General features: G+C 71.7%; 16 protein-coding genes. 6 read left to right on the top strand and 10 right to left on the bottom strand.

What is annotated here, in order from left to right; all coding sequences use genetic code 11:
* Positions 1 to 2 precede the first annotated feature (2 nt).
* From prfA to thrC, 7 genes are all read right to left on the bottom strand, one after another.
* Positions 3 to 1,055, bottom strand: a complete 1,053-nt coding sequence (prfA, locus tag ACWD3H_RS20405) for a peptide chain release factor 1 (protein ID WP_451956083.1) — start codon at positions 1,053 to 1,055, stop codon at positions 3 to 5.
* Positions 1,056 to 1,165: 110 nt separating this feature from the next.
* Positions 1,166 to 1,384, bottom strand: coding sequence for a 50S ribosomal protein L31 (gene rpmE, locus ACWD3H_RS20400; protein ID WP_343975689.1), 219 nt, complete (start codon positions 1,382 to 1,384; stop codon positions 1,166 to 1,168).
* A gap of 195 nt (positions 1,385 to 1,579) precedes the next feature.
* Positions 1,580 to 2,224, bottom strand: a complete 645-nt coding sequence (locus tag ACWD3H_RS20395; RefSeq protein ID WP_451956082.1) for a response regulator transcription factor — start codon at positions 2,222 to 2,224, stop codon at positions 1,580 to 1,582.
* Between the two features lie 12 nt (positions 2,225 to 2,236).
* Positions 2,237 to 3,556, bottom strand: coding sequence for a sensor histidine kinase (locus ACWD3H_RS20390; RefSeq protein WP_350924641.1), 1,320 nt, complete (start codon positions 3,554 to 3,556; stop codon positions 2,237 to 2,239).
* A gap of 130 nt (positions 3,557 to 3,686) precedes the next feature.
* Positions 3,687 to 5,732 (bottom strand): transcription termination factor Rho, encoded by a 2,046-nt coding sequence (rho, locus tag ACWD3H_RS20385; protein ID WP_451956081.1) that lies wholly within the window; start codon positions 5,730 to 5,732, stop codon positions 3,687 to 3,689.
* Positions 5,733 to 6,198: 466 nt separating this feature from the next.
* The gene (gene thrB, locus ACWD3H_RS20380; RefSeq protein ID WP_451956080.1) at positions 6,199 to 7,176 is read right to left on the bottom strand and encodes a homoserine kinase; all 978 of its coding nucleotides are present in this window, start codon (positions 7,174 to 7,176) and stop codon (positions 6,199 to 6,201) included.
* A gap of 272 nt (positions 7,177 to 7,448) precedes the next feature.
* The gene (gene thrC, locus ACWD3H_RS20375) at positions 7,449 to 8,507 is read right to left on the bottom strand and encodes a threonine synthase (RefSeq protein WP_355549850.1); all 1,059 of its coding nucleotides are present in this window, start codon (positions 8,505 to 8,507) and stop codon (positions 7,449 to 7,451) included.
* Positions 8,508 to 8,744: 237 nt separating this feature from the next.
* On the opposite strand from thrC, the gene ACWD3H_RS20370 reads away from it, so the two are divergent.
* Entirely contained in the window at positions 8,745 to 10,304 is a 1,560-nt protein-coding gene (locus ACWD3H_RS20370) for a glycosyltransferase (protein WP_451956079.1), read from the top strand.
* A gap of 26 nt (positions 10,305 to 10,330) precedes the next feature.
* Here the strand turns inward: ACWD3H_RS20370 and ACWD3H_RS20365 are convergent, their stop codons facing one another.
* Complete coding sequence (locus tag ACWD3H_RS20365) at positions 10,331 to 10,732, bottom strand: MFS transporter (protein WP_451956078.1); 402 nt, start codon at positions 10,730 to 10,732, stop codon at positions 10,331 to 10,333.
* Between the two features lie 177 nt (positions 10,733 to 10,909).
* Here ACWD3H_RS20365 and ACWD3H_RS20360 point away from each other — a divergent pair, with 177 nt between their 5' ends.
* Positions 10,910 to 11,707, top strand: coding sequence for an SAM-dependent methyltransferase (locus ACWD3H_RS20360; protein ID WP_451956077.1), 798 nt, complete (start codon positions 10,910 to 10,912; stop codon positions 11,705 to 11,707).
* Between the two features lie 65 nt (positions 11,708 to 11,772).
* On the opposite strand, the gene ACWD3H_RS20355 is transcribed toward ACWD3H_RS20360, so the two are convergent.
* A complete protein-coding gene (locus ACWD3H_RS20355) occupies positions 11,773 to 13,542 on the bottom strand; it encodes a glycosyltransferase (protein WP_451956076.1) in 1,770 nt (589 codons plus the stop codon).
* A complete protein-coding gene (locus tag ACWD3H_RS20350; protein WP_355549841.1) occupies positions 13,539 to 14,675 on the bottom strand; it encodes a glycosyltransferase in 1,137 nt (378 codons plus the stop codon). The genes ACWD3H_RS20355 and ACWD3H_RS20350 overlap by 4 nt, the downstream gene beginning before the upstream one ends.
* A 213-nt stretch (positions 14,676 to 14,888) precedes the next feature.
* On the opposite strand from ACWD3H_RS20350, the gene ACWD3H_RS20345 reads away from it, so the two are divergent.
* Genes ACWD3H_RS20345 through ACWD3H_RS20330 form a run of 4 tightly spaced genes read left to right on the top strand, consistent with a single transcriptional unit; the run spans position 14,889 to position 20,765 of the window.
* The gene (locus ACWD3H_RS20345) at positions 14,889 to 15,362 is read left to right on the top strand and encodes a hypothetical protein (protein WP_355549839.1); all 474 of its coding nucleotides are present in this window, start codon (positions 14,889 to 14,891) and stop codon (positions 15,360 to 15,362) included.
* The gene (locus tag ACWD3H_RS20340; protein WP_451956075.1) at positions 15,359 to 17,044 is read left to right on the top strand and encodes a glycosyltransferase family 2 protein; all 1,686 of its coding nucleotides are present in this window, start codon (positions 15,359 to 15,361) and stop codon (positions 17,042 to 17,044) included. The genes ACWD3H_RS20345 and ACWD3H_RS20340 overlap by 4 nt, the downstream gene beginning before the upstream one ends.
* Complete coding sequence (locus ACWD3H_RS20335) at positions 17,044 to 18,966, top strand: glycosyltransferase (protein ID WP_451956074.1); 1,923 nt, start codon at positions 17,044 to 17,046, stop codon at positions 18,964 to 18,966. Before ACWD3H_RS20340 ends, ACWD3H_RS20335 begins: the two co-directional genes overlap by 1 nt.
* Positions 18,963 to 20,765 (top strand): glycosyltransferase, encoded by a 1,803-nt coding sequence (locus ACWD3H_RS20330; protein ID WP_451956073.1) that lies wholly within the window; start codon positions 18,963 to 18,965, stop codon positions 20,763 to 20,765. Before ACWD3H_RS20335 ends, ACWD3H_RS20330 begins: the two co-directional genes overlap by 4 nt.
* Positions 20,766 to 20,775 lie beyond the last annotated feature (10 nt).

Genomic DNA, 20,775 nt, shown 5'->3' with positions numbered 1-20,775 from the left:
TTCTATGAATGGTTGGCGAGCTTCTCCGCCATCTCAGCGTTGAGCAGGGACTGGATGACGGCCGTGAGATCCCCGTCGAGCACCTGGTCGAGGTTGTACGCCTTGAAACCGACGCGGTGATCGGAGATGCGGTTCTCGGGAAAGTTGTAGGTGCGGATGCGCTCGGAGCGGTCGACGGTGCGGATCTGGGACTTGCGCTCGGCCATGGCGGCGGCGTTGGCCTCCTCCTCGGCGATCGCCTGCAGGCGGGCCCGCAGAATGCGCATGGCCGACTCCTTGTTCTGGAGCTGGCTCTTCTCGTTCTGGCAGGAGGCGACCACCCCGGTCGGGAGGTGCGTGATCCGCACGGCCGAGTCGGTGGTGTTGACGCTCTGACCACCGGGACCGCTGGAGCGGTAGACGTCGATGCGGAGGTCGTTCGGGTCGATCTGGACGTCGACGTCCTCGGCCTCCGGGTAGACCAGCACCCCGGCGGCGCTGGTGTGGATGCGCCCCTGGGACTCGGTGACCGGCACCCGCTGGACGCGGTGCACGCCGCCCTCGAACTTGAGCCTCGACCAGACGCCCTCGTCGCCCCTGGCCTTCAGGGCGATCGTGACGTCCTTGTAACCGCCGAGGTCGGAGTGGGTGGCGTCGATGAGCTCGGTCTTCCAGCCGATCCGCTCGGCAAACCGCAGATACATCCGCAGGAGGTCCCCGGCGAACAGCGCGGACTCCTCGCCGCCCTCGCCCGCCTTGATCTCCATGATGATGTCCTTGTCATCGTTGGGATCACGCGGGACGAGCAGGTGCCTGAGCTTCTCCTCCAGCCCGGGAACCCGCGCTTCGAGCTCCTTGGCCTCCTCCGCGAACGCCTCGTCCTCCGATGCCAGCTCCCTCGCCGTCCCGAGGTCCGCCTGGACGCCCTCGAGCTCGCGGTAGGTGTTGATGATCGGGGTCAGCTCGGCGTAGCGCCTGCCGAAGGTGCGCGCCTGCTTCTGGTCGGCGTGCACGGAGGGGTCGGCGAGCTTGAGTTCCAGCTCGGCGTACTCACTGAGCAGCTCGTCGAGGTTCACCGTGCGTCCTTCCTTGAAAGCCCTTCTAAGCCTGCCTCATCACCACGAACGCCGACTCGGGCACCCCCCTTTCGCGGGAGGGTTGTTCCGAGCCGGCGTCGGGATGGGGGCTACTGGCCCGTGGACTTCTTGCCGAAGCGCTTCTCGAAGCGCGCCACCCGGCCGCCGGTGTCCAGGATCTTCTGCTTGCCCGTGTAGAAGGGGTGGCAGGCGGAGCACACGTCGGCGTGGATCACGCCGTTCTTGGCGGTGCTGCGGGTGGTGAAGGAGTTACCACAGGTGCACGTCACCTGAGTGGCGACGTACTCCGGGTGGATGTCGGGCTTCATGTCGTCTTTTCCTCTCCAAAACGCGGTCGCCGGGTCGCCACTGTCTCTCGCCGATGAGGCTTGCGCGCTGGCACACCGAGGTGCGCGCGGGCGGGAACCGGAACCGCTGCGGTTCGGCTACCAGTGTGCCAGATCCTGCAACCATCCCAGGCCACAAGACATTCCCCGCCCTGGAGAGACCGGGGCTGCGGGCGTTCACCTGCCCAGATACGCGAGCACGGCGAGAACCCGGCGATGGTCGTCGGTGGCGGGCTCCAGGCCGAGCTTGCCGAAGATGCCGGAGATGTGTTTCTCCACGGCGCCCTCGGTGACGAGCATGCGCCCGGCGACCGCGGCGTTGGAACGGCCCTCCGCCATCAGGGCCAGCACCTCTCGCTCCTTCGCGGTCAGCGACTCCAGGGGATCTCCCCTGCGCTGGCGGCCCAGCAGCTGCCCGATCACCTCCGGATCGATGACCGTTCCCCCGGCGGCCACCCGGCGCACCGCGTCGAGGAACTCGGCCACGTCCGCTATCCGCTCCTTGAGCAGGTAGCCGACCGCCGCGGCGCCACCGCCGATCAACTCCGTGGCGTACTGCTCCTCGACGTACTGCGACAGCACGAGGATCGGCAGCCTCGGCCGCCGGCTCCTGGCCTCCAGAGCCGCGCGCAGTCCCTCGTCGGTGTGCGTCGGCGGCATCCTGACGTCGACGATCGCCAGGTCCGGATCGTACTCGACGACCGCGGCCACCAGCCCCGGGCCGTCGCCCACGACCCCGACGGTCTCGATGCCCCCGTCGGCCAGCAGCCTGGCCAGCCCCTCGCGCAACAGCACCGAGTCTTCGGCGATCACCACCCGCATGTGTTCAGGCCCTCACCATTCGCAGGGCAGCTCGGCCCTGATCATCGTGGGGCCGCCGAGCGGGCTGTCGACGCTCAGGGTGCCGTCGATGGTCGCCGCCCGGTCGGCCAGCCCGGCGAGACCGCCTCCGGGCCGCGGCACCGCGGCGCCGACCCCGTTGTCGTAGACCTCGACGATCACCCGCTGCTCCTGCCGGCTGACCCGGATGGACGCCTCGGTGGCCTCGGAGTGCTTGGCCAGGTTGGTCAGGCACTCGGCCACGACGAAGTACGCGATGCTCTCCACCGCCGGCGGGGGCCGGTGCGAGACCTCCACCGCCAGATCCACCCGTACGGGCGCGCGCGCGGCGAGCGACGACAGGGCGGCGTTCAGCCCCCTGTCGGTGAGGATCGCCGGATGGATGCCCCTGGCGAGGTCACGCAGCTCGGCGATGGCGGCCTTGGTGCCCCTGTGCGCCTGGTCGAGGAGCTCCCGGGCCGCGGTCGGGTCGGAGTCCAGCTTGGCCTGGGCCCGGCCCAGGTCCATGGCCACCGACAGCAGCCGCTGCTGTGCGCCGTCGTGCAGGTCACGCTCGATCCGGCGCCGCTCGGCCTCGGCCGCGTCCACCCCGCGGGCCCGGCTGGCCCGCAGGTGCGCGGCGCGGGCCGCCAGCCGGTTCTTCTCCCCCGTGCCCAGCAGGGCGGCGCCGAGCAGGCCGTGCAGCCAGGCCATCCCCCGGGTCGCGTACAGGGCCGCGAGCAGGAACCCGATCCCGATCAGCATGCACAGCAGCGCCTTCGGCCCGCTGTCGATCGGCAGCTCGCCGATGGGGGTCATCGGCTCCCCCACCAGCAGCAGAGGCAGTGGCGCCACGGTCAGGCCGAGCCCGAGCGTCCACAGGACCGCCGAGACCGTGAACTCCCCGATCCCGATCGGCAGCAGCAACAGCAGGTAGAGCAGATCCTTCCAGGTGGCGGGGTCGACGAACATGTCCTTCCAGCGCAGGAACAGGTTGTCGCCCTCCGATGGCCGGTAGGGGCTGGGGATGTCGACGCCGAAGGCCAGCCGGAGGAACCGGCGCTCCAGCATCGCCACCCCCCGCCAGGCCAGCATGGTCAGGGCGAGGAGCGGCAGCCCGATCCACACGATCACCAGCGCCAGGGAGAGCGGGATCACCGAGGCGAGGAACGCGAACCAGGCGAGGCCGTGGAACAGGCTCACCAGCAGGTAGGGAACGGCCCGCCAGGTCATCGGGTCGACGAACATGCCGAGGGGACCGTTCGGCCCGAAGGGCACGCGCCGCCGGAGCGGCGTCCTGACCACGGGCGTGCTCACCACTGTCTCGGCAGTCACGCGCCCCCCTGTCGTCCGCGAAAATGCGTCCTGAAGTAGGGATATCCCGAAGACCCGGGTCAGACAAGCGCTTTGGAAACGCCGAACGCCCCGGCCTGAGGGGCCGGGGCGTTCAACGTGCGGTGAGCGGTCAGTCGCGCTCGGAGCTGACGGTCGTCTTCTGCACCTGGAGCAGGAACTCCGCGTTGGACTTGGTCTCCCTCATCTTCTCCAGGAGAAGCTCGAGAGCCTGCTGCATGTCAAGGGCGTGCAGCACGCGGCGGAGCTTCCAGATGATCTGGAGCTCGTCCTTGCCCATGAGGATCTCCTCCTTGCGGGTGCCGGACGCGTCGACGTCCACCGCGGGGAAGATCCGCTTGTCGGCAAGCTGCCGGTTGAGCTTGAGCTCCAGGTTGCCCGTGCCCTTGAACTCCTCGAAGATGACCTCGTCCATCTTGGAGCCGGTCTCGACCAGCGCGGTGGCGAGGATCGTCAGCGAGCCGCCGTTCTCGATGTTGCGGGCGGCACCGAAGAAGCGCTTCGGCGGGTAGAGCGCGGTGGAGTCGACACCACCGGACAGGATGCGGCCGGAGGCCGGGGCCGCCAGGTTGTAGGCGCGGCCCAGACGGGTGATCGAGTCGAGCAGCACGACCACGTCGTGGCCCAGCTCCACCAGGCGCTTGGCGCGCTCGATGGCGAGCTCCGCGACCGTGGTGTGGTCCTCGGCCGGGCGGTCGAAGGTCGAGTGGATGACCTCGCCCTTCACCGACCGCTGCATGTCGGTGACCTCTTCCGGACGCTCGTCCACCAGGACGACCATCAGGTGGCACTCGGGGTTGTTGTGGGTGATCGCGTTGGCGATCGCCTGAAGCACCATCGTCTTGCCCGCCTTGGGCGGGGAGACGATGAGACCACGCTGGCCCTTGCCGATCGGCGCCACCATGTCGATGATCCGGGTGGTCAGGATGTTCGGCTCGGTCTCCAGGCGCAGGCGCTCCTGCGGGTAGAGCGGGACGAGCTTATTGAAGTCAGGGCGCTGCCGCGCCTGCTCCGGGTCCATGCCGTTGACCGTGTCCAGGCGGACGAGCGCGTTGAACTTCTCACGGCGCTCGCCGTCGCGGGGCTGGCGGACGGCTCCGGTGACGACGTCGCCCTTGCGCAGGCCGTTGCGGCGGATCTGGGCCAGCGAGACGTAGACGTCGTTGGAACCCGGCAGGTAACCGCTGGTCCTGACGAACGCGTAGTTGTCGAGGATGTCGAGGATTCCGGCGATCGGGATCAGCACGTCGTCGTCGCCCACCACGGGCTCGTTGCTGTCGAAGCGGTCGCGGCCACGGCGGTTGCGCTCGCGGAACCGGCCGCGACGGCCGCGACGGTCGTCGTCGTCGCCCACGCCGTGCTGGTCGCTGCGGTCCTGCGGCCCCCGGTTCTGCGGGCCACGGTCGCCGCGGTCTCCACGGTCGCCGCGCTCACCGCGGTCGCCGCGCTCACCGCGGTCGTTGACCCGCTCGCCACGGTTCTGGCCGGCGTCGGCGGCGCGGGAGTCGGTGCGCTGTTCGCCGCGGTTGTCGCCGCGCTGTTCGCCGCGGTTGTCGCGGTTGTCGCCACGCTCGCCGCGGTTGTCGCCACGCTCGCGGCGGTCGCTGACGCGCTCGCCGCGCTCGCCACGCTCGCCGCCACGGCCACGACGCTCACCGCGCTCGCGGCGGCTCTCGCCACGCTCGCCGCGGCCCTCGGCCGGGACGGCGTCGATGGTCTGCTGCTCCACGACAGGCTCGGGAGCGACGACGGCGGCCACGGGATCGGGAGCGGGCGGCGCCTGCTCCACAACGGGCTCGGCGGCCACGACGGGGCGGGAACGTTCCCTGCGGGTGCGTGCCGGACGCTCGACGACCGGCTCGGCCGCGGCTGCGGGGACGGCTACGGCCGGAGTCTCCTTGGCGGTGACGGGAGCCTGGGCACTCTCGGCGGAGACGCCCTGCTTCTCCTGGATGGCCGCGATGAGCTGGCTCTTGCGCATCCGCCCTGTCCCGCTGATGCCGAGACCGGAGGCCATGGCCTGCAGTTCGGGCAGCACCATGGCGGACAGGCCGGTGCCGGAGCGACGGCGCGGCTTGGCCGCGGGGCGGGTGGGGGTGTCGCCGGACGCCGGCGCCGTGCCGGTGACGTCGGAGAGGAGTTCGGTGGTGTCGCTCACTAATGGGTCCTTCCCAGGGGTCGGGCGTGGCCATGATCAGCCAATCGTCCCGGTGGTGCGATCGACCCGGTGGGACAGACCGGGTCGGGTTGCACGTTGCGATCCTCGACGGCCCATGGAGAGCCGCCGCCACTGTCGGAGAAGGGTTGATCCAGGCCGTCACCATCGAGAATCGCCGACGGTGGGACTTGGAGGACACCCCCCCGGATTGCTACCGGCAACCAGATGTCGAGGTAGATCGAACGCGCATGTCCCCTAAAACGCCGCCTCTTCGTTGCCCCAGCCGAATGTGGAGCATTCGGAGGCGACGGATTCGGGGAGGCCACTGCGGCGATCACGCCTCACAGAGTGAGACATGATGCAGCGATGTGTGGCTGACAAGCACGCACCCAACGCGGGGCACCTGGTGCGGCTATCAGCCTAACATCACCAGCGCACACAGCTATTCCCTGAAGGTCGAGAGATGTCAGCGTGTCTCAGGAGAAACAACGCGGGCACCCCGGGTTTCGACATCCAGTGGCCGGATGTGCCAGTCATTACCCACTTCTGCTGCGATCAAATCCTGCGTATTCACGGTCGAAAACGCAAGAACCGTGGGCCCCGCTCCCGAAACGACCGCGGCGACGCCCGCCCCGCGCAGCCGCCGTACCAGGTCGGCGGTGAGCGGCATCGCGGGCGCGCGGTAGTCCTGATGGAGGCGGTCCTCGGTGGCGGCCAGCAGGAGTTCCGGTTCCGGCCTGGCCGTCAACGCCGCGACCAGCAGCGCGGCCCGCCCCGCGTTCGCGGCGGCGTCGGCGTGCGGCACCGCCTTGGGCAGCAGCCCCCGGGCGACCTCGGTGGACAGCCGGTACCCGGGGATGAGGACCACGGGCCTGACGTCGGAGTGCGGGAGCAGCCGCACCAGGTGCGGCGTGCCCGTTCCGTCCGTCCATGCGACGGTGAGCCCGCCCGCCAGGCACGGCGCCACGTTGTCGGGATGGCCCTCGATCTCGGTGGCCAGCGCGAAGACCTCGTCGTCGGTGAACTCGGGCCGCGCCCCCGGCCGGTGAGCGGGGGCGGAGCCGTCCTGATACGGGGTGGTGGCCAGCGCGCGGGCGGCGATGATCCCGGCGCAGATCGCGGCGGAGGACGACCCGAGGCCGCGGGCGTGCGGGATGCGATTGAGACAGCGCAGCCTGATCCCGAGCGGCTGCCCGAGCCCCATCCGGTCGAAGGTCGTGCGCATCGTGGTGACGATGAGGTGCCCCTCACCCCCGTCAAGCTCGCCGGCGCCCTCTCCCTCGACCTCGATGACGGCGCTCCGGGAGCCGGAGCCCCCCGAGGGCTCGAACAGCTCGACCTCGACCTCGTCGTGGAGGTCGAGTGCCAGACCCAGCGTGTCGAATCCCGGGCCGAGGTTCGCCGAGGTCGCGGGGACCTGGACGGTCACCTTGCCGCTGATCATAGATCTCCCGGGGCACGGCTCGATGGCGTGGCCATGGCGGACAAGTGGCTTCTCCTATCTGCCCGGTTCTGTGGGATTTTCAGGTGCGATACCGGGGCGGTCGCGGCGTGCCGGGTTCACTGGGCCCCGCCCCTTGGATCTTCCGCCCATCGTGGCCGGGCGGTGCCTCGCCACGTTGCCGCCGGTCACCGCGGAACGCCACGGCTCCCTCCGCCGTCCCGCGGGGCACCGCCCGACCGGCCCTCGCCACGACAGGATCCGTGGCACAGGACCTAGGCGAGTTCGAGGGCGACGGCCGCGGCGTGCGCGTCGATCGGGATCGTCACCGGGGCGGGGGCGCCCGAGATGGCCCAGTCGGGGTCCTTGAGGCCGTTTCCGGTCACCGTGCACACGACGCGCTGCCCCGGCTCGACCAGGCCCTGGCTGTGGGCCTGGAGGAGGCCCGCCACGCTGGCGGCGGAGGCGAGCTCGACGAAGACGCCCTCCTCCTGGGCGAGCAGCTTGTACGCGGCGGCGATCTGGCGGTCGGTGACGGCCTGGATGACGCCGCCGGACTCGTCGCGGGCGGCCTCGGCGAGCCGCCACGAGGCGGGGTTGCCGATGCGGATCGCGGTGGCGATCGTGTGCGGGTGGGTCACCGGCGCACCGTTGACGATCGGCGCGGAACCGCTGGCCTGGAAGCCGAACATGCGGGGCGTCCTCGTCGCGATGCCGTCACCCGCGTACTCGGTGTAACCCATCCAGTACGCCGAGATGTTGCCCGCGTTGCCGACCGGGATGCAGTGGATGTCGGGAGCGTCCCCGAGCGTGTCGACGATCTCGAAGGCGGCGGTCTTCTGGCCCTGGAGCCGGAACGGGTTCACCGAGTTGACCAGCGCGATCGGGTAGTTCTCGGAGAGCTTCCTGGTCATCTCCAGGCAGTCGTCGAAGGATCCCTCGACCTGGAGCAGCCGGGCCCCGTGGACCAGCGCCTGGGCCAGCTTGCCCATCGCGATCTTGCCCCGGGGCACCAGCACGGCGCAGGTCAGGCCCGCGCGGACCGCGTAGGCGGCGGCGGAGGCGCTGGTGTTGCCGGTGGAGGCGCAGATGACCGCCTTCGCCCCGTCCTCGACGGCCTTGCTGATGGCCATGGTCATGCCACGGTCCTTGAAACTTCCCGTCGGGTTGAGGCCCTCGACCTTCAGGTAGACCTCGCAGCCGGTCAGCGCCGACACCCGGTTCGCCGGGACGAGCGGGGTGCCGCCCTCCAGGAGCGTGACGACGGGCGTCGCCGTGGTCACCGGAAGTCGGTCACGGTACTCCTCGATGAGGCCACGCCACGCCCTGGTCATGATTGCTCCTCCCGCGCGCGGCCAATCCGTGCGCGTGCTACCTGCGGTGTTGGAAAAAGAGTCTACGGGCAACCTGTTCAGCCTTGGGATGCGCTGTCCACCGAATGGACACCCGGGGCGTCCTGCCTACAGGAAACCCTAAGAATGGGCCGGTAGGGTCTGCGGAGCTTGACAGGCCTTGACAAGCGATGGGCCGAACACTTGACGGGCTACGAACCAGACAAGGGGTGCCACATCATGACGGGCGGCGCGGCGGCGGACCTGCCACCGATCCGGCACAACGACTACTCCCCCCTGGACCCGCCCGCGCTCGGCGCGTGGGATCCGGAACTCTCGGTCAGTGTGATCATCCCGGCCCGTGGCGGACAGCACAGGCTCGATCTGACCCTCGCCTCCCTGGCGGCGCAGACCTACCCGGATCACCTCATGGAGGTGATCGTGGTCGACGACGGCAGCGAGCCTGCACTGCGGCTGCCGGAGATCGTCCCGCGGGGCACCAGGCTCGTGACCACCGACTCCTCGGGCTGGGGCATCGCCCACGCGGTGAACACCGGCGCCGCCCTCGCCGACGGGCGGATCATCCAGCGCCTCGACGCCGACATGGTCATCTGCCGCGAGCACATCGAGGCGCTGGCCCGATGGCACCATCTGGCCGGTTACCTGGTCACGATCGGCGCGAAGAAGTTCGTCGAGGAGCCGTCGCTGACGGCCGCCCAGGTACACGACGGTGTGCGTGCGGGCCGGCTGGAGTCCGTCTTCGACCTGGCGGACGCCCTGCCCAGCTCCACCGAGCAGACGATCTCCCGCACCAACGGCCTGCGGGCCAGCCGCAACCCCTACCACGTGTGCACGGGGCCGACGGTTTCCATGCGGCGCGAGATCTTCCGCGCCGTGGGCGGGGTGGACGCGGAGGTGTTGCGGGGCGAGGACACCGAGTTCGCCTACCGGCTGGCCGCGCACGGCGTGGTCTTCATCCCCGACATGAAGGCCCAGGCCGTGCACCTGGGACTCCCCGCCCAGCGCCGCAACCGGCAGCGGGCGGTACAGGTCGTCGCCCCCTACCTGGCCCACCGGGTGCCGCTCCGCCGCGACCTGCGCAAGGACCGTGGCCGCCACTGGCTGGTCCCGTACGTGGAGGTGGTGCTCGGTGCCGAGGGGCCTGGGGAACAGGTGCGCGAGGCGGTGAGCGCGGCACTCGACGGGTCGCTCGGCGACGTGGTCGTCACCCTGGTCGCCCCCTGGTCGAAGCTGTCCGCGGACCGCCGGCCGGTGCTGGACGACCCTCTGTTCGACCTGCGGTTGCTGCGTGAGCACTTCGCCCACGACGAGCGGGTGCGATTCGCCGACGAGGTCTCCGAAACCCCCACCCCGATCCCGTTCCGCTATACCGGTCCGACCTCGGTCCCGCTGGGGCGTGACTCACTGGAACGGATGATCGCCGCGATGCAGGACGACCGTTCCGGCATGCTCGTCGTCGATCTCGGCGCCGACGGCGAGGCGACGCTGGAGCGGACCGAGGCGCTGGGCCGGGCGAGGCTGCTCGGCGCGGACGACGTCGCCGCCGTCGCCGCCTCGGTCAGGGCCACCCACGGTGTGCGGCGCGGGGCACGGCCGGAGTTCTGGCCCGCCGAGACGGCGCCCCCCGCCCCGCCCGCGCCCCGCCCCCAGGCTCCGGCCCCCGAGCGGAAGAGCGCGCCGCAGGCGGCGAGACAGGGCGCCGGGCAGGTCCGGCGGCACCAGGCCCGGGGCGGGTGGAGCACACTCCTCGGCAGGCTCCGCACCTCCCTCAGGAACTGAGCCGTACCGTCGCCGGTCGGGGCGGATCAGACCGGGACGCCCACGCTCTCGCGGCTTTCCGGCAGGGGCGTGACCCGGCGCCGTACGGCCAGCCCGAAGGCGACGACGAGCAGGCCGAGCGTGCCCGACACCACGAACGGCGCGGCCGGGCGCCAGGCGTCGTAGAGGAGACCGCCCAGGGCGGAGACGGTGAGGATGCCCCGGGCGCCGCAGAGGGTCTGCACCCCGTAGGCGGAGCCGCGCACCCCGGCGGGTGCCTGCTGGGCCAGCAGCGGTCCCGCGGTGGTTATCCCGGCGATCTCCCCCAGCCCGATGAGCACGGCCACCAGCATCATCCCGGAGCCGAGCGGGTCACTGATCAGCAACGTCGACAGATAGGACAACGCCGCGACGGTCTGGGCGAGGATGACCACGTCCTGGCGCCGCATGCGATCGCCCAGCCAGCCGAACAACGGGGCGGCGAGTTCGGCGAGCTGGAGACCAAGGACGCGGCGCGGGGGGTGACGGCCATGGCGCGATCCTGCCAGTTCCGGTAGAGCTTCTCCAATGGTCCGAATGACTATGATCCATACAATTCAAGAAATACCCCCATAAGGGAGCAGGGTGTGACCGACCAGATACCCAAGGGTGTTCAAACCCACATTCCTAACGTCGCACGTATGTACGACTACTATTTAGGGGGTAAAGACCACTTTCCTGCAGACCGGGAGGCTGCGGAGAAAGTTCTGGAGGTCATCCCCGAGGTCCGGAACAGCGCCCGTTCCAACCGCGCTTTCCTCGGCAGGACCGTCGGCTTCCTCGCCGGACTGGGCATCCGCCAGTTTCTCGACATCGGTGCCGGCCTGCCCACCCAGAACAATGTGCACCAGGTCGCGCCCGGCGCGCGGGTCGTCTATGTCGACAACGATCCGACGGTTCTGGTTCACGGCCGGGCGATTCTCGGCAAGAACGAGAATGTGACCATAGTCGAGGGCGACGTACGCCGGCCGGAGGAGATTCTGGAACACCCGGACGTGCGCGCGGCCATCGACTTCGACCAGCCGGTGGGGATACTCCTGCTGGCGATCATGCATTTCGTTCCCGACCAGGAGGATCCCCTCGGCATCATCGCCACCCTGCGCCGGGCCATGGCCCCCGGCAGCCACCTCGTCCTGTCCCATGTCGCGATCGACGCGCGCCCGGAAGCGGCGGAGGGGGTCACCCAGGTCTACGACGGGGCCTCCTCACCCTTCGTCGCCCGTACCGGCAAAGAGATCATCCGTCTGTTCGAGGGTTTCGACGTGGTCGAGCCCGGCATCGTCAACCTGCCCGAGTGGCGCCCGGAACCCGGCACCACCGTGCCGTACCGGAACATCGGCTCCTACTTCCTGGGCGGCGTCGGCACCGTCGGGAACGAACGCTGACCGGCGCCGCGCGGGCGGGCGTCCGCGCGGGAGAGACCAGCGCGGCAAAAACCGGTGCGGGAAGGTCAGCGGCGGCGGGTGATGGCCCGTTTGACCGAGGAGAGCAGCCCGTACTGGACGACCTTCCTGGCGGCGGCCAGCTCCTTGCGCAGGGTGCCGACCTCGCGCCGCAGCTCGACCGCGCTTTTTCGCCAGCGGCCCGCCTCGTCACGCCATTTGGTCACCTGACCGCGGAGCCGCTCGTTCTCCCTGGTGAGACGGGCCACCTGAGCCTCGGCCTCGATCCTGGCCCGGTGGGCACCCCGGCGGCCGACGATGGGGCGGGCCTCGGACGCGAACCCGTAGGTCTCACCGTCCACCCAGACCACGCCGAAGGTGTCCTCCACGGCGTCGTCGAGGTCCTCTCCCTCCTCCAGCACGAACGCGGCACGCCCGAACGCGGCGGTGCGCTCCAGCCGCGCCGCGACGATCATCCGCTCCGAGCCCGCTCCGGGCCCGCCGGCCACACCGCCGTCACCGTCCTGTCCCCCCTCGGCCAGCAGCACCGAGACCAGGCCGTAGCCGTCGTTCCCGGCCAGGTCGACCAGGCGGGCCAGGGTGTCGTCACCGGGCACCCACCCGGCGGGCAGCCTGAGCCGGTAGGGGGCGGCGGTGCCACCGGCGCGGGGCTGCCGGGAGGCCTCGGACGGGGCGGAGGTGACGACGGAGGTGACAGCGGAGGTGACGGAGGCCTCGTCGACGAAGCGGACCCTGGCCTCGTGGGCGTAGTGGCCGCGGATCAGCACCAGGTCCAGGTCCGGATCCTTCAGCGGGGCGCGCCCCTCCGTGCCGATGCGGTCCCACGGGCCGGTGAGGGTGACCGCGACGTCAGGCAGGGTACCCGCGAGGACGGCGTCGACCGTGGCGCGGACCTCGTCGTAGGAGTATCCGGGACCTTCCCGCCCCGTCCTCCCCTCGGGCTCGACGACCACCTCCAGGTACGGCACCTTCCACTGCCTGCTCGGATGGGAGCGGAGCCAGCGGTAGGAAGGGATCCGGTCGGCCACGAACGCGTGGCTGACCCGGTCGATCGGGGCCTTGCCGCGCATGCGCATGGTCGGGCCCAGATGGAAGGCGCGCGACAGCGGCTCGGGAACGAAGACGGCACCCGCCTGGGCGAGCCGGTAGCCCATCTCGGTGTCCTGGCCGAGGATCAGGTCGGTGTCCATCGGCCCGGCGGCGGCGAGCAGCGCGGCGTTGACCGAGGTCGCGCCGCCGACGTGCAGGCTGAACGCGCGGTGCGGGTTGGCGGTGAGGCCGTCGGTGCGCTCGACGAGATCGACCAGCCAGGCATGCGGCTCGGCGGGCTCGAAGAGCTTGGCCAGGTCGTCGGCGGCGGCCACCACCTCGGGAGCGGGCAACCGGGCCGGAGTGAAGCGCAGGTAACCGGTGACCGCCAGGTACGGGGCGGCATGGTGCCAGCGCATGTGCGCCTCGACCGACCTGCGGTCGAGAACCACGTCGGAGTCGAGCCAGTGGATCACGTCACCGGTGGCGGCCGACAGCCCGGCGTTGCGGGCGTGGGCCCGGCCGGGGATCGGGCAGCCGATCAGGCTGGTGCCCTCCGGGCGGAGTTCGGGCAGGCGCAGCGGCGGGCTGCTGCCGTTGTCGACCACGATGACCTCGGTCAGCGCGGCCGGGTAGGTCTGCACGGCCAGCCCGGCGAGTGCCAGGTCGAGTTTCTCCTGGTCACCGTAGGCGGGAATGACGACGCTCACCCGGAGCGAGGGCGTCCAGGCCCCCAGGGCGGGCGGCGTGAGGCTCCGGTAGTCGTTACCGGCGATCCGTGCTGTCATCGCGCTTCCAGGATCAGACTCGGGCGGAAACCGCGCCACTGGTTCGACGCGACGCGCAGGAAGTGGGCCAGGGAGAGCCGCCAGGTGTGCTCGGCACCGACCGAACGTCGCAGCACGTAGCCCAGGCCGTGGGTGCGGTAGATGCGCGCCCCCGCGGCGTGCGCGGCCTTCAGCAGCCCGGCGTCGACGCCCCGGGGCAGCGGGGGGAAGCCGCCCGCGTCCCTGAAGGTGTCGGCGGGGAGCAGGATCGTGCCCCCGGCGACGTGCTCGGACCAGACCTCGCTGGTGTAGTCGGTACGGCGGACCGTGGCGTTCAGCGGCTCCAGGTAGAAGAACTCGGCCGCGGTGCCGACGATGTCCGCCCCGGAGTAGGCGCGGGCGAGCAGCAGGTCGGCCAGATGCTCGGGGCCGTACCAGTCATCGTCGTCCCACTTGGCCAGATAGTCGCCCTCCGCCCTGGAGGCGGCCAGGTTGAGCACCTCCCCGAAGGGGGTCTCCCCTTCGGCCTCGACCACCGTGACGGGCAGGGCGCACCCGCGCAGCGCCCGCCTGACCTCCTCGTGCGCGGCGGGGACGCCGTGCAGGCCGAGCAGGACCTCGACCCGTACCCGGCGCTGCCCGGCGATCTGGCCGAGCGCGGCGCCCAGCAGGTGCGGCCGCATGCTGGACATCACGACGCTGACCGTGGGCGGCGTCTCCGCCCGGCCTGTCCCCATCCGGTCGCGGAGCCCGTGACGGCGTAGTCGCACGCTGTGCTCCTCCCTGCGCAGGGCGGTCACCGACCGGAGACCTGAGCCGTCGTCCTCCTCGGGCGCCCAGGCCGCGAGCAGGCGGGCCAGTTCGGGATCCACCCAGTCCGGCGAGACGGCGGCGTGCAGCGGCACCCCGGCCGCGGCCAGACCGGTGACCGCGCCGACCGGAACCTCGGAGGTGGGCCACCGGACGACCAGTCCCCGCAGCGGGCGCAGGCGGGCCGCCTCCTCGGCGTCCGGCCGGTCGCCGAGCGGCGAACCGGCCGCCAGCCAGCCCTCGCCGGTCCAGGACAGCTCGGCCGTCTCCCCGGCCGCCGACCGCAGGAAGCCCGCCGGTGTGGCGAGAAGGGACGGGGGAAGGGAGATCGGCTGCGCGGGCACGACCGAAGGATAGCGAGGCAGGAAGATCCCTTCTCACCACACTTCCCACTTGACCCGTGTGATCACCATTAATCACTCACAGCTGTCACACAGGTCACAGGAACCTTGGAATTTCCCATTTCCAGCCATATTTGCACTTGAAGAGCGGATAGCCTCATTTATCTCCCCATCAATGAACAGGTAATGACAGAGCGGCATGGAAGGTAAGCGCGGATGCCCACGCCCCGAAAACTGACGCTTCTGGCGGCGACCATCGGTCCGGTGGTACTGATCACGCTGACGCTGCTCGCGGGCACCGATGTCATCTCGGCCACGGCGGCCGTCGTGCTCGGCGCGATCGCGACGGTGTTCGCCGTCCAGATGCTGGCGATCGCGACGGTGCGCAGGGTCGACGGCAAGGCCCTGCGGATCGACACCCGTATCAAGCGCTACGAAGCGGAGCTGGCCACGGTCAAGGCCGCCACCGAGCGGCTGGACCGGCGGCTGGACGAGATCGTCGAACTGCTCAGGGAGCACGAGCGGAAGCGGGACGAGGACCTGCAGACGATCCTGGTCTCGCTGGGCGAGGATCGGCTGGTCTCCATACCGCAGCGCCAGGAGATGGCGGAGATGGTCAACGACCTGCTGCCGCGACTGGCCGCCGTGGAGGCGCGGACCGAACAGGCCACCCCGGAGGGAAAGGCGTGAGCGGGGCCGGGGGCGACGACCTGGCCGGCCGGACCGGTGTCCCGCGCGCCAGGGTCAGGCAGAACGACTACGGGCCGCTGCTCCCGCCCGACCTGGGCCGGTGGGAGCCCCGGCTCAGGGTGAGCGTGGTGATCCCGGCCTACGACTGCCAGGACGCCCTGGAGCGCACGCTCGCCTCCCTTGCCGCGCAGACCTACCCCGCGCATCTGCTGGAGGTGGTCGTGGTCGACGACGGCAGCGACCCGCCGCTGCGCGTTCCCGAGATCACCCCGGCGGGCACCCGCCTCGTCCGGGTACCGGAAGGCCGCTGGGGGCGGGGCTGGGCCCGCCAGACCGGCGCCGAGGCGGCGACCGGCGACATCCTGCACTGGGTCGACTCCGACATGATCCTCGACCGGGAGCACGTCGAGGCGCACCTGCGCTGGCACCACCTCCTCCCCTACGCCGTCGTGATGGGCGACGTCCGCTTCACCCCAGACGGGACCTGGCCCCGCGCCGGGGAGGTCCTCTCGGCCGTGCAGGCCGGGGACGCGGAGAGACTGTTCGACGGGTCCGCGCCACACGAGTGGCGGGCGGGCGTGCTCAAGGAGACCCGGTGGCTGCGGGACGCGGGCGCCGGGGCCTACCGGCTCCACTCGGGGGCCAGCACATCGGTCCCGGTGGCACTGCTCCGCTCGGCCGGCGGCGTGAACACCGCGTTGAACATGGGCGAGGACACCGATCTCGGCTTCCGCCTCGCGCAGGCGGGCGCGGTCTTCATCCCCGACCCGCAGGCCCGCGGCTGGCACCTCGGCCCGTCCACGGTCATGCTCAGGGAGAAGGAGGTGCACCGGCACAACTGGTCGGTGCTGCCCGACCTCATCCCCGATCTGCGCTGGCTGCGCACCCACCCGCGCAGGACCTGGCCGGTGCCGTACGTGCACGTCGTCGTCGACGTCGGCGGCGCCCGCTACGAGGACGTGCGGGCGAGCGTGGACAGCGCGCTCGCGGGCACCCTCATCGACGTCGCCGTCACCGTGGTCGGGCCCTGGGCTCGGCTCCCCGCCGGGCGCCATCCCTCCCTCGACGAGCCGCTGCTCGATCTGCGTCTGGTGCGCAACCTGTACGCCCATGAGCCACGGGTCCTCTTCGCCGAGGAGGCGCCCTCCGGCTCGGCACCCGCACCGTTCCGCCTCTCCTTCCCCGCCGGGTGGGCACTCGGCGCCGACAGCCTGGCCGAGCTGGTGAGACTCGCCGAGAGCGAGGGGTACGGGCTGCTGAGCGCGGTGCTCGACGAGGGGGCCACCGGGGTCAGGGCGGCCAGGTTGGAGCGCACCGCCGCCTTCGCCAGGGCGGCGCTGGTGACCGGAGGCACCCCGGACGGTGACACCGACGGTGACACCGACGGTGCCGTCCACGAGCTTTTCGGCTCCCTGTGGGTGAGTGCCGCCGAGTTCGGCATGACGACCGCCGGGGAGGCGGAGCCCGTCGCCGGGGACCCCGCGAAGTGGCGGGCCGAGAGCACCCGGTGGAAACGCGAGGCGGAACGGCTGCGGGGCGAGGTGGAGAGCCTGCGCGCCGAGACCGAGCGCCTGCGGGCGGAGGCCGGGCACCCACGGGACGAGCGGCGGCGTGGCCCCCTGGGGGGGATCATCCCGGCGGCCAGGCGGCAGGCGGCTCCGCGGCGGGGGAAGAGCGGCTGATGTCTCTTCTGATCGATCTCGTCCGCACCGCCGGGGAGCGGAACGGCAAGCGGCGCGTCCTCGTCTACTGCGCGGGCTTCGAGACACTCGGCGAGCTGGAGTCGTACGGGGCGATGGACCTCGACGGCGACCTCGACGGCATCCCGCGCGCGGAGGAGGGCGCCGCGGAGATCCTGGTGCTCGCCCGCACCCCGACGGACCTCCGCAGGGCCGCGAGCCTGCAGTCACTGCTGGCCATGGCCACCCGGGTGGTCGTCGCCGTGGAGGAGACACCGCACTGGTACACCGCGCCGGTGCCCTCGCCCACTCCCGCCCACCGCTGGCGGTCGCTCGTCGAACTCCGGGTCCACCAGCCGGAGGCGCCCGCCTGGGTGATCGAGGCGCGGTTCTCCAAACCGGCACCCGCCGGGCGGACGCTCGCCGCGACCGCCAGGGCGTTCGCGGGACACCGGATGGACGCCGTCGCCGCGCCCGTCGCCGGTCTGGCCGGCCCCGGAGCGGCCCACTGGCGGCCCGGTGACCCGAACGCGGCCCCGTCCTCACCGGAGGGGCCGGTCCCCGACAGGTTCGGTGCCCGCGGCGCCGACCTGGTCGTGCGCGCGGCCGGCGAGGAGCCGCCGCCCTGGTCCGGCGACGAGAGCCCGGTGGACCGCCCGGTCGCCGAGCTGATGAGCTGGGAGCGGCTCGGCCGCCCCGGCGGCGGCAGGATCCTCCAGGCCGGCCTCGGCGACCTGTCAGAACCCCGGACCGTCCCACCGGTCGACGACCGCTCGGTCAACCCCATGGGCTTCGTCACCGTGCCGTCCCTCGGCACCGCCGATCTGTCCGTGGAGTCCGGCCGCTGGGCGATCACCTGCGGTGGCCGGATCCTCACCGCCTTCGCGGCCTCCGGCGCCGTCACGGACGTGGACGTCAACCGGATCAGGCAGGTCAGAGGGGTACGGGTGGACTGGCGGCGCGGCCACAGCGGCCCGGTGGCCGCGCTCCGCGTCGTCACCGGGCTGGCGGCGGCCGGGGTGCCGCTGGTCTCCGAGGCCGTGCCGCGCTGGGCCGGCGCCCTCGGCCCCGAGCTGGCAAGACTGATCACCTCGGTCGACGAGCCCGCGCTCAAGGACGACCTGGAGCGCGAGGAGCACAGCATCCGGCTGCGCCGCGAGGCGCTGCGCGGCCACGGCGTCCGCGCCCGCTGGGAACAGCTCGGCGCCCCCGCGAGGCCCTCGCCGCCGGTCTCGGTGCTGCTCGCCACCCGCCGCCCGGAGATGGTGGGCTTCGCACTGGAGCAGCTGGCCAGGCAGCGCGGCGCCGAGTTCGAGGTGATCCTCGCCCTGCACGGCATCCCGGCGACGCATCCCGGCGTGGCCGGGGCGCTGGCCTCCTTCGAGCGGCCGGTCACCGTGTTCGAGGCGAACGAGGAGAGCGTGTTCGGGGCCGTGCTGAACGAGGCCGCGGCCAGGGCGTCGGGATCGTTCCTGCTGAAGATGGACGACGACGACTGGTACGGGCCCGACTTCATCTCCGACCTGCTGCTGGCCCACTCCTACTCGGGGGCCCAGGTGGTGGGCATGGTCCCGGAGTTCGTCTACCTCGCCTCGATCGGGGTGACCGTCCACCGCGAGCAGGTCACCGAGCAGATCACCAACTTCATCGCCGGAGGGACCATCTTCGCCGAACGCTCCGCCTTCGAGGCCGTGGGCGGCTTCCGTCCCCTGCCCGGCACGATCGACGCCCAGTTCCAGCACGCCGTACAGGCCGCGGGCGGGCAGATCTACCGCACCCAGGGCCTGGGCTACATCCTGCGGCGCGGCAACGTCGCCAGCCACACCTGGCGCGAGCCGATCGGCACGTTCCTGCGCCGGAACAAGCGCCAGTGGCGCGGCTTCCGGCCCAGCGCGCTCATGGAACTCCCCCCGGAGGCACCGTGAACGCGCCGCGCACACCGCAGGTCCCGGTCGGGGAGCCCGTTGACGCACCGGACGCGCCGTACGCACCGCCGGTTCCGGCCGTCCATGCCGCCGCGCCGCGGATTCCCGGCAACGACTACGGGGTGCTGCCGGCGCCCGTCCTCGGCGCATGGGAGCCGCGCCTGCCGGTGAGCGTGGTGATCCCCGCCCGGGGAGGGCAGGACAGGCTCGATCTCACCCTGGCCGCGCTCGCCGCGCAGACCTACCCCGCGCACCTCCTTGAGGTGATCGTCGTCGACGACGGCAGCGCGCCCCCGCTCCGGCTCCCCGAGATCGCCCCCGAACGCACCCGGATCGTCCCCGGCGCCCCCGGCCGCCGGGGCATCGCCTGGGCCCTGGAGACCGGCACCGCCGTCGCGGACGGCGAGGTGATCCACCGGATGGACGCCGACATCGTCTCCTACCGGGAGCACGTCGAGGCGCACATGCGCTGGCACCACCTGGCCGGCTACCTGGTGGTGCTGGGGACGCTGCGCTTCACCGCCATGACGGGCACCCCGCCCACCCCCGCCGAGGTCCAGATCGCCGTCGCCAAGGACAAGGCGGACTCCCTCTTCACCGAGGACCCCGAGCACGGGCACGACTGGATCGTCGGGCTCGTCGCCGCGCACCGCGGCTTCCGCGACGCGCCCAGCTCGCTGCTGCACCGCGTCCACGTGGGCGCGTCGGTCTCACTGCCGGCCGCCCTGCTGAAGGAGACCGGAGGGCTGGACACCTCCCTGCGGCTCGGCGAGGACACCGAGCTGGGCTACCGGCTCACCCAGACGGGCGCGGTGTTCGTCCCCGACACCGAGGCGCTGAGCTGGCATCTGGGCACGACGACCGCCATGCGCAGGCCCGCGGACGTCAGGCGGCACAACGACCCGTTCATCGCCGACCGGGTCCCCTACCGGCGCCACCTGCGCACCGACGCGGGCCGGCAGTGGCTGGTCCCCTACGTCGACGTCGTGGTGGACGCCCGAGGCGCCTCCTTCGAGGACGTCAGGGCGAGCGTCGACGGGGCACTGGCCAGCAGCCTGCCCGACGTGCACGTCACCCTGGCCGGGCCGTGGGCGTCGCCTGCGGGCGAGCGCCATGAACCGGTGGGCGGGCCGCTGGACGACCCGTTGCTCGACCTGCGGCTGCTGCGCGGCCAGTACGCCCACGACGGCCGCGTCTCCTTCGTCGAGCGGGTCCCGCCGACCTCGGCTCCCGCACCGTTCCGGCTCGTCTGCCCGGCCGGGTGGGTGCCCGGGGCGGAGTCGCTGGCCATGCTGGTCGAGCGGGCGGAGCAGGACGACGAGGGCCTGCTGCTCGTGGCGCTGGACGAGGACGAGTCAGGCGTTCTGGCCGCCCGCCTGGAGCGGACCTCCGCCGTGGCGAGGGCGAGGCGGGTGGCCCGCGAGGGCGAGTCGCTCGACGACGTGATCGCCGAACTGCACGGCGCGACCTGGCTGGACGCGGAGTCCTGGCGGCTGCGGCCGGCGGCGCACGCCTACCCCTACTGGGCCACGAACCGCAACCGGGAGGCCGTGCGCTGGCGCGCGGCGGCCGAGTCGCGGGCGCGGGAGGCCGAGCGGGCCCAGCGGCAGATCGCCGCGCTCAAGGCCGAGCTCAAGGAGTTGCGCGCGGCGGCCGCCAAGGGCCGCCGCGACACCGTCAGGTGGAAGGAGAAGGCCGAACAGCGCCGCCTGGAGGCCGTCGCCCTGCGCCAGGCCCGGCAACGCTCCCTGCTCGGCCGCGCCGCCCGCGGCCTCCGCAGGCTCACCGAGGGCTCCTGACGGCCTTCAC

Source organism: Streptosporangium sp. NPDC002607 (genome assembly GCF_053592655.1).
Note: the sequence above shows the minus strand (reverse complement) of the source record. Positions and strands in the feature narration are given on the sequence as shown.

Excerpts from the sequence above, each read along its gene's own strand:
- rpmE (WP_343975689.1), bottom strand. The coding sequence starts at position 1,384 with ATGAAGCCCGACATCCACCCGGAGTACGTCGCCACTCAGGTGACGTGC.
- ACWD3H_RS20395 (WP_451956082.1), bottom strand. The coding sequence starts at position 2,224 with ATGCGGGTGGTGATCGCCGAAGACTCGGTGCTGTTGCGCGAGGGGCTG.
- thrB (WP_451956080.1), bottom strand. The coding sequence starts at position 7,176 with ATGATCAGCGGCAAGGTGACCGTCCAGGTCCCCGCGACCTCGGCGAAC.
- thrC (WP_355549850.1), bottom strand. The coding sequence starts at position 8,507 with ATGACCAGGGCGTGGCGTGGCCTCATCGAGGAGTACCGTGACCGACTT.
- ACWD3H_RS20370 (WP_451956079.1), top strand. The coding sequence starts at position 8,745 with ATGACGGGCGGCGCGGCGGCGGACCTGCCACCGATCCGGCACAACGAC.
- ACWD3H_RS20365 (WP_451956078.1), bottom strand. The coding sequence starts at position 10,732 with ATGCGGCGCCAGGACGTGGTCATCCTCGCCCAGACCGTCGCGGCGTTG.
- ACWD3H_RS20355 (WP_451956076.1), bottom strand. The coding sequence starts at position 13,542 with ATGACAGCACGGATCGCCGGTAACGACTACCGGAGCCTCACGCCGCCC.
- ACWD3H_RS20345 (WP_355549839.1), top strand. The coding sequence starts at position 14,889 with ATGCCCACGCCCCGAAAACTGACGCTTCTGGCGGCGACCATCGGTCCG.
- ACWD3H_RS20335 (WP_451956074.1), top strand. The coding sequence starts at position 17,044 with ATGTCTCTTCTGATCGATCTCGTCCGCACCGCCGGGGAGCGGAACGGC.